This window comes from Corynebacterium sp. HMSC074A09 (genome assembly GCF_001811545.1).
Lineage (GTDB): Bacteria > Actinomycetota > Actinomycetes > Mycobacteriales > Mycobacteriaceae > Corynebacterium > Corynebacterium hiratae.
In genome coordinates this window covers 41,453-53,121 of sequence record NZ_KV805146.1, presented here as the reverse complement: position 1 = coordinate 53,121, position 11,669 = coordinate 41,453, and the positions used below count along the sequence as shown (strand labels likewise).

At 64.9% G+C, this 11,669-nt stretch carries 10 protein-coding genes and 1 pseudogene; 2 read left to right on the top strand and 9 right to left on the bottom strand.

Going from position 1 to position 11,669, the window contains the following annotated elements; genetic code table 11:
• Window positions 1–13: 13 nt before the first annotated feature.
• The 6 genes from HMPREF2807_RS05060 to HMPREF2807_RS05035 form a co-directional block, all read right to left on the bottom strand.
• Complete coding sequence (locus HMPREF2807_RS05060) at window positions 14–751, bottom strand: ABC transporter permease (RefSeq protein ID WP_046647602.1); 738 nt, start codon at window positions 749–751, stop codon at window positions 14–16.
• On the bottom strand, window positions 748–1,500 hold the full coding sequence (locus tag HMPREF2807_RS05055) for an ABC transporter permease (RefSeq protein WP_046647603.1): 753 nt from the start codon (window positions 1,498–1,500) through the stop codon (window positions 748–750). Before HMPREF2807_RS05055 ends, HMPREF2807_RS05060 begins: the two co-directional genes overlap by 4 nt.
• The gene (locus tag HMPREF2807_RS05050) at window positions 1,497–2,540 is read right to left on the bottom strand and encodes an ABC transporter ATP-binding protein (protein WP_070510915.1); all 1,044 of its coding nucleotides are present in this window, start codon (window positions 2,538–2,540) and stop codon (window positions 1,497–1,499) included. Before HMPREF2807_RS05050 ends, HMPREF2807_RS05055 begins: the two co-directional genes overlap by 4 nt.
• The gene (locus HMPREF2807_RS14160; protein WP_232751629.1) at window positions 2,537–3,064 is read right to left on the bottom strand and encodes a hypothetical protein; all 528 of its coding nucleotides are present in this window, start codon (window positions 3,062–3,064) and stop codon (window positions 2,537–2,539) included. Before HMPREF2807_RS14160 ends, HMPREF2807_RS05050 begins: the two co-directional genes overlap by 4 nt.
• A 166-nt stretch (window positions 3,065–3,230) precedes the next feature.
• The gene (locus tag HMPREF2807_RS05040; RefSeq protein WP_232751628.1) at window positions 3,231–5,477 is read right to left on the bottom strand and encodes an ATP-binding cassette domain-containing protein; all 2,247 of its coding nucleotides are present in this window, start codon (window positions 5,475–5,477) and stop codon (window positions 3,231–3,233) included.
• 107 nt (window positions 5,478–5,584) lie between these two features.
• Window positions 5,585–6,298 (bottom strand): ECF transporter S component, encoded by a 714-nt coding sequence (locus tag HMPREF2807_RS05035; protein WP_232751627.1) that lies wholly within the window; start codon window positions 6,296–6,298, stop codon window positions 5,585–5,587.
• 420 nt (window positions 6,299–6,718) lie between these two features.
• Between HMPREF2807_RS05035 and HMPREF2807_RS05030 the strand changes: the two are divergent.
• A pseudogene (locus HMPREF2807_RS05030) lies at window positions 6,719–7,114 on the top strand (IS110 family transposase); the annotation flags it as partial.
• A gap of 2 nt (window positions 7,115–7,116) precedes the next feature.
• On the opposite strand, the gene HMPREF2807_RS05025 reads toward HMPREF2807_RS05030, so the two are convergent.
• From HMPREF2807_RS05025 to glf, 3 genes are all read right to left on the bottom strand, one after another.
• Window positions 7,117–7,725, bottom strand: coding sequence for a three-helix bundle dimerization domain-containing protein (locus HMPREF2807_RS05025; protein WP_070510909.1), 609 nt, complete (start codon window positions 7,723–7,725; stop codon window positions 7,117–7,119).
• A gap of 90 nt (window positions 7,726–7,815) precedes the next feature.
• Complete coding sequence (locus HMPREF2807_RS05020; RefSeq protein WP_070510907.1) at window positions 7,816–8,013, bottom strand: hypothetical protein; 198 nt, start codon at window positions 8,011–8,013, stop codon at window positions 7,816–7,818.
• An 81-nt stretch (window positions 8,014–8,094) separates the two neighbouring features.
• Entirely contained in the window at window positions 8,095–9,291 is a 1,197-nt protein-coding gene (glf, locus tag HMPREF2807_RS05015; RefSeq protein WP_070510905.1) for a UDP-galactopyranose mutase, read from the bottom strand.
• Window positions 9,292–9,460: 169 nt separating this feature from the next.
• On the opposite strand from glf, the gene HMPREF2807_RS05010 reads away from it, so the two are divergent.
• Window positions 9,461–11,401 (top strand): N-acetylmuramoyl-L-alanine amidase, encoded by a 1,941-nt coding sequence (locus HMPREF2807_RS05010; protein WP_070510903.1) that lies wholly within the window; start codon window positions 9,461–9,463, stop codon window positions 11,399–11,401.
• The last annotated feature ends 268 nt before the right edge of the window (window positions 11,402–11,669 follow it).

Here is an 11,669-nt window from a genome sequence, read left to right as displayed (position 1 = left end):
GATTCGCGGGCCGTCATGCAGACTCCCCCGGCCTCGTTTTCACGGCGATGCCCCACGCCGCGAGCACGGCGATGCCTAAGAACCAGGCCGCGCAGACCACCAGACCCGCAGCTCCGGTGCCGTTGACGGCCTCGCCGGCCGCGGATACGGGGGTGTGCCCGGCGATTCCGCGCAGGAGGGGACGGAAGTGGTCGGCGGGCATGAGCACCGTGTTGACGAACATCGCAACGATGATTAACGGGATGAGGGCCACGGAACCCTGGGGGCTGGTGATGGAGAACGCGATGTACGTGCCGGTGCATGCGGCCGCCGCGGCAACCATCGCGCCGGTCACCGCGATCCTCCACCACCAGGACACCTCCGGTGGGCCGTCGGAAAGCAAGGCGGCCACCGCCGCGACGACGGCCGTCATCGCCATGATCTGGATGAACTCGGCAATGATCCGTGCGGCCGGCACGGCCGCGTACGGCGCCGGCATGGTGATCAACCGCTCGTGGAAGCCATTGCTGCGTTCAACGAACACGGTGGATGATCCCGTGATGGCCAGGATGAACGCCCACGCCGTCACGACCAGGATGACCGCGTTCCGGAGTTCGAACTCTCCGGTGAGCTGCCTGACCAGGCCACCGAACATGCGGTTGACGATGAACAGGTACACGAGCGGAGCAATGAACGTCATGAACCAGAAGTCGGGGCGCCGCAGCCAAATGTGGGCGATGCGCCGCAGATGCACGAAGATGGCGCCAATCATGATTCGCTCCTCGAGGTGAACCGGCGGATGAACAGGACGATTCCGGCGACCGCCGCGACACCGAGCCACAGGGCGGCCTCTTCCCCGGCGCGATCCGGGAAGGCGTCCGGGGACGCCGCCCTAATCACCTCGATCACCGGCGAAAAAGGCATGTGGCGCACGACGTCGCGAAGGGAGCCGTCCAAAGCGGTCGCCGGAATGAACGCGGTGGAGAACATGAGCAGCAGCATTTCCAGCGCCTGGATCGATGAGGCCGTCGACACCGGGGCGGGCACCATCAGGATCACCCCGTCCGTGACCAGGGACAGGACCGCCGCGGCGAGCAGCGACCACAGGACAGTCCACGCGACTTCACCGACAGCCATGTCGAGGCCGCAGGCCCACGCGACGACCAGCAGCGCCGCGATCGACGCGGACATCCGCAGCACATCGGTGACGAGCCTGCCGGCGACATAGCCGCCTGTGGCCCCGGGCAACACGCGCACGCGGTCAACGAGCCCGGATTCGACGTCCTGTCCCACCGCCATCGCCGACGCCGCGGCGGTGAACATCGCCGCCTGGAACAGGCAGCCGCCGAGCACGAAACGCAGGTACCCGAAGCCGGATTGCTCCGCCGAGTACCCGAACACCGCGTACAGGCACAGCAGGAAGAGGGGCGGAACCACGAACATGGAGATCAGCGACGCGGTGTTGCGTCGCAACAGCAGCAGATCCCGACGGAGAAACGCCGCGACCGACGTCGCACTCATCGCGCCGCACCCCCTGCGTTCATCGATATGAACACCTCGTTGAGGGTGGGCGGCGACACGCTCAGCGAATCCGGCAACGCTTCCGAGGCCTCCATCGCCTGCGCCACCGCCTCGAGGACCCGCGGTCCGGGGTCGACGTCGAGGGACACCGACTTCCCCGCGACGCGGGCGCCGTCCAGGCACGTTCCCCCGAGGCAGCGGGCGAACGCCTCCGCCTCGGCGGCGGTGGCAAAGGACACGCGGAGCACGTGCGACCCGAAGTCGCGGCGCAATTCCTCCGGCGTTCCGCTGGCGACGATGCGGCGGTCCTTGAGCAGATGGACGTGGTCTGCCAGCGCCTCCGCCTCTTCCAGGTACTGGGTGGTCAGCACCAGGGTCATTCCGTCGTCCCGCAGTTGCCGGATGAAGCCCCACAGCTCTTCGCGGCTGACCGGGTCCAGCCCCGTCGTGGGTTCGTCGAGGAACAGCAGCCTGGGCACGACGCACAGCGACGCGGCGATGTCGAGACGGCGCCGCATGCCACCCGAATAGGCCGACGCCAACGTCGAAGCACTGTCTGCGAGCGAGAATTGCGCGAGCAGTTCCGTCGCGCGGGCGGCCGCGTCGGCGCGGTCGAGTCCGCGCAGCCGCCCGAAGAACTCCAGGTTCTCCCGGCCGGTGAGGTTCTCGTCGATCGCCGCGAATTGGCCGGTGGTGGCAATGTCGGCGCGCACGCCCGCCGGATCCTCTTTCACATCGCGCGAGAAGATGCTCACCTCGCCGGAGTCTGCGGTAATGAGCGTCGACAGGATTCGGATGAGGGTGGTCTTGCCTGCGCCGTTGTGGCCGAGGAACGACACGATCGACCCGGCGGGCACGGTGAAACTCACGCCGTCGAGCACATGCTTGCGCATCCGGGCGCCGCGCTTTCCCTTGCGCCCGCCGTCCGGCGGAGCACCTGCCCCGCCTTCGGGCGCGGTGCCGGCTTTGCCCGCAATCGGGTAGCTCTTCGTGAGGTCGCGGACGACGATCGCCGCACCCCGTTCAGCTTGATCTGTCATCGTTTCTCCTTTTCTTTGGTGTCGCAGTGGGCCGCTGCCGGCAGTGGCCCCGTGGTCGGGTTGTCATGCGGCGTTTCGATATGGATGCCCGCATCGCGGGCGAAGGCGAGGACCGGTTCGAGGAGCCGGGGGTGGCCGACGAGATCCCGGCACCCCGGCGCGACCGGCTTCCCCGCGACCGACGCAACGGTGGCGGCAGCAATCGCCGCGGTCATTTTGTAGGAACCTGGGCCGGTCGCCCGGACTACGGTCGTCTCGGCCGCCGGCCCCGCATCGCCCGCGCCGGCGTAGACGCAGCCCCAGAACGCCCGGATGAGCCCGCGGTTCTCCGAAACTTGGAAGATCACGCGATCGCCGGGGCCGATGCCGGCTTCGGCCAACCGAGTCGCAGCCGCCACCGCCTCCGCATGGACCCGGCCGTACGGGACGAGGACGTCCCGCCGACTCTCGACGAAGGTGATCCCCTTCTTCGTCTCATCGGCCTTGTCCCGAGGCACGTCGCTGATGGTCCGGATCGTGTTCACTGGTACCTCTTTCGGTTGTCGGCGCCATGCCGGTGCCGGGCGGACCGGGCCCGCATGGCGCGACCCGGAGGATGTGTCTGAAGGGTTGAAGCAACTGGGTGGGGCGCGTCTCCGTACAGGCTCGGAAACGCTCGCGGGCTCGGGGCCCGCCGGTTCCGGGTGCCCGTCAAGTCACTGCGGACACCAGGGCGGCAACGAAGGCCGCGGCGGACGCTGCGGCCGCGAAACCGTCACGCACTCGCCAGGGGTGATCGGTGCGGAAGGTACGCCGCGGATGGCGGCCGAAGTTGCGCATCGCCAGGGTCAGGGACAGCTTTTCGGCGCAGCGCACGGCGCTGACGAACAGGGGAAAGGCGATGCGCGCGGGCGTCGTCGCGCGAATGAAGCCGGAGCGGAAAGACTGCCCCGGTCGCATCGAGCGCAATCTAATCGCCCATGTCAGCTGGGGGATTTCGCTGCGCAGGAACGCCGCGATGCTCACCCCGGAAATCGCTATGGTGCACCATGTGTAGGGCACCCGGAGGCGTTGCACCATGGCGTCGAAAAGCTCCTCGACGCGCATACACGCGGAGACCAGGACCGTCCCCGCGAACACGGCCGTCAGCAGCAGTCCGTGATGGATGCCGTGGCGGACAGCCTCCGCCGGATCCCCACTGCCGTAGAACTCGGAGCGCCACCCGAGCAGGCCGAAGAACACCCCGATCAACAGGGCGAGGAGGACCTTCCCCGCCGTCGCCCGAACGTCGCGTTCCGCGATTGCAGCGAGTGCGAGGAACGCGACCACCGTCAGGGCGAGAACGGCGTCTCCGCCGGAGAGCAGCCCGGCGACGAGGACGAGCATCACCGCCGCGACAATCGTGATGGCGTTCAACCCCGCGCGCATTCGAGCGGCGGATCCACTGGTCCAGGGGCTTTCGTCCAAGGACGTCCGTGCGCCGGCCGCGGGCAGTGCGCGATCCCGCCGGGACGACTCCGGGGAAGCCGGCACGTCGGCTGCGGGACCGGACCAGGTGACCTTCCCTTCGGCGACGATGCTCGCCCGATCCGCCCACGTTCGCGCAGCACGGCGGTCGTGGCACGTGAACACAACGGTTCCGCCGGCCCCTGCGTATTCCGCTAGGGCATCCAGTACGATGCGCGAGCTCGGCGAATCCAGATGCGCCAACGGCTCGTCGAGAAGCAGCAAACGGCGATTGGCCGCCACCGCCAGGAAGATGCCCAACCGTCTTTTCTGTCCGCCCGACAGGACGAACGGCGAGACGGGGTCAAGTGCCCGGGGGCACAAGGCTTCCCGCAGTTTCCGCAGCTCATCGGCGCCGAGTGGTCCGTGCGGGTCCGTGCCGGCCAGCGCGGAGTCGATTTCCGCGGCGACGGTCGCGCGGGTGAACTGGTGCTCGGGGTTCTGGAACGCCAACGACGCGAAGGCGTCGGGGACGCGCCGGGCCGACGCGCCGTCGATCCGGAGGTCCGCTCCCGCCTTCATCTGGCCCGACAGCACCGCCAGCAAGGTGGACTTACCGGCTCCGTTGGTGCCGACCAGGGCATGGATCTCGCCCCGTTCCAATGTCAGATCGGCCCCGTTCAGGATCCGCTCCCTGCCCCGGGCCACATGGGCTCCGGTCAAGGCCAGCAGTGGAACGGCGTCCGCCTCCGATTCCGGATCAGCGCCATCCCCGGCTCCCCGGGACCTTCGCCGCCGGTCCGGACTGAGACGGTCCGGTGCCCCCGTGCCCGGCGTACTGGCGTCCGGCGTTCCGGCGGTCGCGGCCGTCGTCGCAATGCCCTTCACCGCGATGCCATCCGGCGCTCCGTGGGCGGCGACGCTCCCGTCCGCATCGAGGATTGTCACCGTGTCGACCCACCCGTCGAACGGACGGAGGTCGTGCTCGATGAGCAGGATGACGCGCCCCGGGGCCCGCAAATCACGGATGGCGGCGAACAGCGACCGGCGACCGTCCTCGTCGACGTGGGCCGCGGGCTCGTCGAAGATCATGACCTCCGGCGCCCTGGCCACCGCACCGGCGATGGCCATCCGCTGGCGTTGCCCGCCCGACAAAGCCCACGGATCCTTCTCCGCGAGCTCTGACAGCCCGAGCTCCGATAGGGCCGCGGCTGATCGCTTGGCGACGATGTCGGCTTCCACGAGGGAAAACTCGAGGGCCATGGACACGTCATCGACGACTCGGAGCGTGAGCACCTGCGTCGCCGGGTCTTGCCCGACGAAGGTGACCCGGTCCCCGTCCACGGGGCGTTCGGTGCCGTCGGCATCGACGATGTGCACGAATCCGGCATGGTCGATGGGGATGTGTGAGGGAATCAGTCCAGCGATAAGGTGGGCCAGGCTCGTCTTTCCGCATCCCACGGGTCCCGTGATGGCGTTGATCGTGCCGAAATCGAAGGAGAGATCCACCATGTCGGGTGCCCATCGCCCATCGGCGTGCCGCACGCCCGCGCCACTAACCCGTAACCGGGCCGGGACCGTCCCGCGTGTCGCACCGGCGCACGCGGATGCTCCGCCGGTCACCGGGTGACCCCGCGGCTGCGAAGCCCCTTTGCGACGGCAAAGCCCAGGACCAAAAACACCAGGCTCGATGCCAAGGCTACGGCGAAGCTGATCAGGGTCATGGGCGTGGTCGGCGAGTCGACGCCGACTGCGCGCGGGGCCATCGTTCCCATCAGCGCGGAGAACAACATCGCCGACGCCACGAACTGGGGACGCGTCCACCGCCGGTACAGGGTGACCATGAACGGAAGCTCGATGAGTAATCCTTCCATAATCAGCGCCCCGATTGCGGCGACGCCGAACGGGGTGGTCGCCGCGGACACGACGCCCATGGCAAGGCACGCGATAAGGCTCGCGCCAGGCTTGCGGACGACGATGAGGGGAACAACGCACGGCAGGAACCACAACCCGAGCGTCGCCGCGACGAGATAAACGTGGGCGATGCCGGCGAACACCTGCAGGTAAGTCAGGGGCACGATGATGAGAGACCCCGCGACGCCGATCGCGGCGGCGACGAGCATGTCGCGGGTGGATGGTCGGCCACCCGCTGCGACCGGTGCGACGTGCACCAACCGCCCGTCATCCGTCTGCGACGCCACCGCGTCGCCGTCGCCCGTCCCGTCCGAGCCCGCGTCCCCGACTCCCCCTCCGGAGAGGGGTTCTCTGGTCGATCCACGTTTTCTGTTCATCGTCGCCGCCTCGCTTCCGGTGCCGATTCCCGATCGGAACATAACTTGAAACAGTATTAGGTTAGGCAATCCTTATCAACTTATGCCAGACTCGAATTATTGACTTTGCCCCCGATCCCCCCCCCCATTACGTTGTTAGCAGTTCCACCCCAGGGCACCGAAGATTCATAGCCTGTCCACCCGATTGGGCTGGTTATGTTTATTTCCGGTCCCTCCGTCCGAAAGGACAGTGGAACTAGTCGCTGGCTTCGGTATGGCTTATTCCCGCCCCTGTCTGAAAATGATCCGGGGGTGATGCCGCCGAAGACAGTGACATCCTCAAACTGCTAATAGGAACCCGACCCAGCCCAGGTGGTATGAGGTCTCACAGTAATGTGGATGCCAGCGCAAGCATGTCCGACAACCCCAGCGATGAAGCTTAAATAGTCCAACTTCTAATTCATCGCTAGGAGGCATACACCCATGGCCTATGACTTCGTCATTGGCGTAGACGTCGGCAAATACTTCCACCACGCCTGCGTCCTCGATCCCCAAGGCAGGCAAGTCCTGTCCAAACGCATCAATCAGCATGAAGGCTCGCTACGCAAGCTCTTCGGCCAATTCCTCGCCGACAACGCCTCGGTCCTTGTCATTGTCGATCAGCCCAACAACATCGGCCGATTAACCGTCGCAGTCGCCCAAGACATGGGGGCAGATATTCGCTATCTACCAGGGCTTGCGATGCGACAGCTCTCTCGCATCCACGTCGGCAACTCCAAGACCGATGTACGCGACGCCTACGTCATCGCCCATGCCGGTCTTAACCTTCCAGATTCCCTGCGCAGTGTCGACCGCGTTGAGGAAGTCTTTATCCAGCTGATTTAGGCCGTGACAGCGGCATCCTCCGAGATGGGATCGATGCCCAGGCGGTTGAGCATGTAGAGCACGCGGGCGCCGAGGTCATCGGCCAGCTCGCGGGTCTCCTCCACGGTTTCTGCCGTGGCGATGTCCCAGATCTTGATGTCTTTGCCGGCCTCGTCGCGCGGGATCTCGCGGCCCAAGTACACGATGTAATCCGGGATGGTCACCAGACGCAGGTCCTCGACGTAGCGGTCCGGGTGCTCCGCCATGCCGCGCTCCTGGAGCACGTGGGCCATGTGGGAGTCAGGGTCGTTTTCCGGGTGGGCTACGGCGGCGTCCACCAGCAGCGCGTTACCGGCATACTTCTTCGTCAGCGCTACGGCAGCCTGCGCCAGCGCGTGGTCAGCTCCTGCGGCGAAACGCACGTGGATGCGGTGGGTGCCGAAGTGCTCGCGGACCTCGCGCTCCACCATCACGGGGATGAACTCTTCTAAGGTTGCGCCGGCCTCGTGGCGCTCAATGGTGGCGTCGAGGAAGGAATCAATCTCCTGCGCGGTGTACTCGTGGCCATAATCTGCGTGCAAGTCGTGGCGCAACGTATCGAAACGGCGGGCGTTCGGGGAAGTCATCTCTAAACTCACTTTCTGTTCGCCTATTGTTAACCTACTGTTAACCTTAAGTGATTGTTGGCCAGACCACAAGTTTTTATTTTCTTTGGTCTAGTTCCGCACGCTGGTACAACCTCCCCGTAAACGGCCAAAGGCCCGCCGGGTGTTCCGGCAGGCCTTCTTGGATTGTTCCTTCTTCTTATCGGGAATGCGCGTTGCGCGACTGCGCAGCTTGAGGTGTTCCTCGAGCCGCTCCGGGGACATCTTCCACATGCTGCGGTCTGCGCGCTTCTTCTTGCGCTGCGCCATGCCGTCACCTCCTTCCATCGAGGTGTTTCAGCATAGCGCGCCACGCTGCACTACCGCGAGCAGCCGGGGCAGCACCGCAGCCTAGTGACCGCGCTCCTGTTCCAGCGCCTTGCCCTCGTTCCAGAACGGGGCCAGCTTGTTATCGAACAGGCTCAGCGCAGACGCGATGGCCATGTGCATGTCCAGGTACTGGTAAGTGCCCAGGCGGCCGCCGAAGAGGACCTGGTTCTCGCGGGCCTCAGCGGCAGCGAGCTTGCGGTAAGCCTCCAGCTTGGAGCGGTCCTCCGGGGTGTTAATCGGGTAGTACGGCTCATCGCCCTTCTCCGCGAAGCGCGAGTACTCCTTCATGATCACCGTCTTATCCTTGGGGTACTTATCGGCGCGCTCCGGGTGGAAGTGGCGGAACTCGTGGATGCGGGTGTAGTCCACGTCCGCGTCGTTGTAGTTCATCACCGGGGTGCCCTGGAAGTCACCGGTCTCCAGCACCTCCATGTCAAAATCGAGCGTGCGCCAGCCCAACTCACCCTCGGCGAAATCGAAGTAGCGATCCAGTGGGCCGGTGTAAACCACCGGCGCGTTTGGCGACGCCTCTCGCAGCTCCTCGCGGACGTCAAACCAGTCGGTATTGAGGCGGACGTCGATAAGCTCATGCTCCGCCATCTTCTCTAGCCAGGCCGCGTAGCCGTCAACGGGTAGGCCCTCGTAGGTGTCGTTGAAGTAGCGGTTGTTGAAGGTGTAGCGCACCGGAAGGCGCGTGATGTTGCCGGCCGGTAGCTCCTTCGGGTCGGTCTGCCACTGCTTGGCCGTGTAATCGCGGATGAAAGCCTCGTAGAGCGGGCGGCCAATGAGCGCGATAGCCTTCTCCTCCAGGTTCTGCGCCTCATCCACGGCGAACTCACCAGCCTGCTCCTTGATGAGCTGGCGCGCCTCATCCGGGGAGTAGTAGCGGCCGAAGAACTGGTTAATCAGGCCCAGGCCCATCGGGAACTGGTAGGCCGTGCCGGCATGCATGGCAAAGACGCGGTGCTGGTAGTCAGTGAAGTCGGTGAACTGGTTGCAGTACTCCCACACGCGCTTATTCGAGGTGTGGAAGAGATGCGCGCCGTACTTGTGGACCTCGATGCCGGTCTCCGGCTCGGCCTCCGAGTAGGCGTTTCCGCCCAAGTGCTCGCGGCGCTCCACGATGAGCACCTTCTTGCCCAGCTGGGAGGCTGCGCGCTCGGCCACGGTCAGGCCGAAGAATCCAGATCCAACAACGATGAGGTCATATGCAGTCATGAGCATCAGCTTAAAGCAGTAACGCGCATAGAACGGCGGGTGACACCCAAGCGAGAAAACTCGCGTGTCACACCCCCTTTCACTCCAACACCTGACGTAACATCTGTCCCGTTAGTTAACTTTTTGCGCTCCTCTTAACCTTGTGGCGCACACCATCCTAGGAGTAACAGTGCACCTCAAACGTCGTCTTGTTCCCGCGAAATCGACGTGGTCTACGCCGGTTATCGCTACGGTCACCTCGATCGCTGTAGTTGCTGCCGCAGCCGTGGGCGGCCAAACCCTTATCCACACCCAGGAAGCGGGCAGCGGGCCCATCGAAGTGAGCTCGGCCTCCGAATCCTTCGGATCTGGCGAAACGGTCGTGGTGGATGACCCGGCCATCGCCGCCCAAGGCGAGGGCGAAGGCCCGCGCGCCGTCAAGCAATTCCACCGCGATGAGACCTTCTCCTCTTTTGCCGTGACTTGGAAGGGCGCGCGCGATGTCGCTGCCTTCGTCCGCGCCAAGCAGCCAGACGGGTCCTGGTCCGAGTGGTACGACATGGACTCAATGTCCTACAACAACGATGATCCGAACGCCACGAACGGCACCGAGCTCATCTTCGTGGGCGATACCAACGACGTGCAGGTCTCCATCAACAATGTGGATCTGGTAACCGGGTCGAATCTGGACGAAGAGTTCACCGAAACCCCCGTTGAGGACACCGCGCTTGACGACGCCTCCTTCAACGTCGGCGACATCGCCCCCGTCGCTGAGACCGAAGAGCTTCCAGCCAATAGCGACGTGGAAGGCCTCGAGGCTGTCTTCATGGACGGCAACGCCCAGGAGGGCGAGGTCATTGAGCCGACCGCTGAGACCGACGGCATGCCGCGCGTGGTCTCGCGCGCAGGTTGGGGCGCGGATGAGAGCATCCGTTGCAAGGGTGCTGACTATGATGACGGCGTCAAGGCCATTGCGCTGCACCACACCGCGGGCTCCAATAACTACACCCGCGCGCAGGCGGCCGCACAGGTGCGCGCCGCGTACAAGTACCACGCCCAGAACCTGGGCTGGTGCGATATCGGATACAACGCGCTGGTGGATAAGTACGGCACCATCTACGAGGGCCGCTACGGCGGGCTCGACGAAGCCGTGCAGGGCGCCCATATCGGTGGCTTCAACCGGAATACGTGGGGTATTTCCATGATTGGTAACTACGAGACTGCGCAGCCGACGGAAGCCCTCTTGGAATCTGTCACCGACCTTGCCGGCTGGAAGGGCGCCATTTCCGGTGTCGATCCGACCTCCCGCGTCTCCCTTCGCTCGGAAGGCTTCGGTGGTTCGCGCTACCCAGCAGGCGCCTCTGCCCCGGTTTATGGCCTTTTCGGTCACAGCGACGTTCATTTCACTGCCTGCCCGGGTAAATACACCATTGCCCAGTGGCCGACTATCCGCCAGGCAGCGCACAAGAAGTACCTCGCCATTAAGTCGGGCGCGTCTGGTTCGACGTCGACAGACTGGGGCAGCGGAAATACCTCTACCCCAGACTCCTCTGGCTCCACGCCGAACGGAAACGCGCCGTCTGCTCCCGCACCGGCTGCCCCGGCACAGGAGGCAACGTCCTCGCTGGGCGATACTGAAATCCCGATGAGCACCATCACCGCGCTAGTCGGTCTGGCTGGCACCCTCTTCGCCATCATGTATGCCCGCTCGGACCAGCAGATTGACACGGACCAAACCGTCAATGGGCTGCCGGTGGAGCAGATCCCGGGCATCGTGACCAAGGTGTTGGCCCTGAGCAAGAACGAGGGCCTGAAGCAAACGTGGACGGCAGTTCTCAATGCCTTCGGCCCAGCACTTGGCCTGGCAGTTGGCGGTCCGGATGAGTCGGCAGGCATCATCTACCAGCTCTTCCAAAACGGCATCGTGCTCAGTTCCGAAGACACCGGTACGCACGCGCTGGTGGGACGCATCGCAAAGGAATGGGCCTCCGGCAACAACTCGGCAACGCTCGGCTTGCCGACGTCCGACGAAGTCCCCACCGGCCTCGGCAAGGAAGTCCGCGTGCAGTTCCAGGGCGGTTCCATTGTCTACAACCCGGAGACTGAGCAGATTCAGGTCTTCACGAACTAATCCCAGCCGCACCGCGTGTGCGCAAAACTCACGCGCACAGCCCTGTGGGATCGCCGATATTGCGGGAGCCACCTCGGTGGCTTCCGCTTCGGCATGTTATCTATTGGATTTAGGTATCCGGCGGGGATCCGCCCACTAAGCCCCCGTTGGCCTGCTGCTTCAACGCTGCTTGTGCTGCCTGGTACGCCGCCTGGGAAGTAATCGGCTCCGCCCAGGGTGGCACATAATCCACCCCGCCCCGCAACCGGAAGACATAGCCAGCACCAGT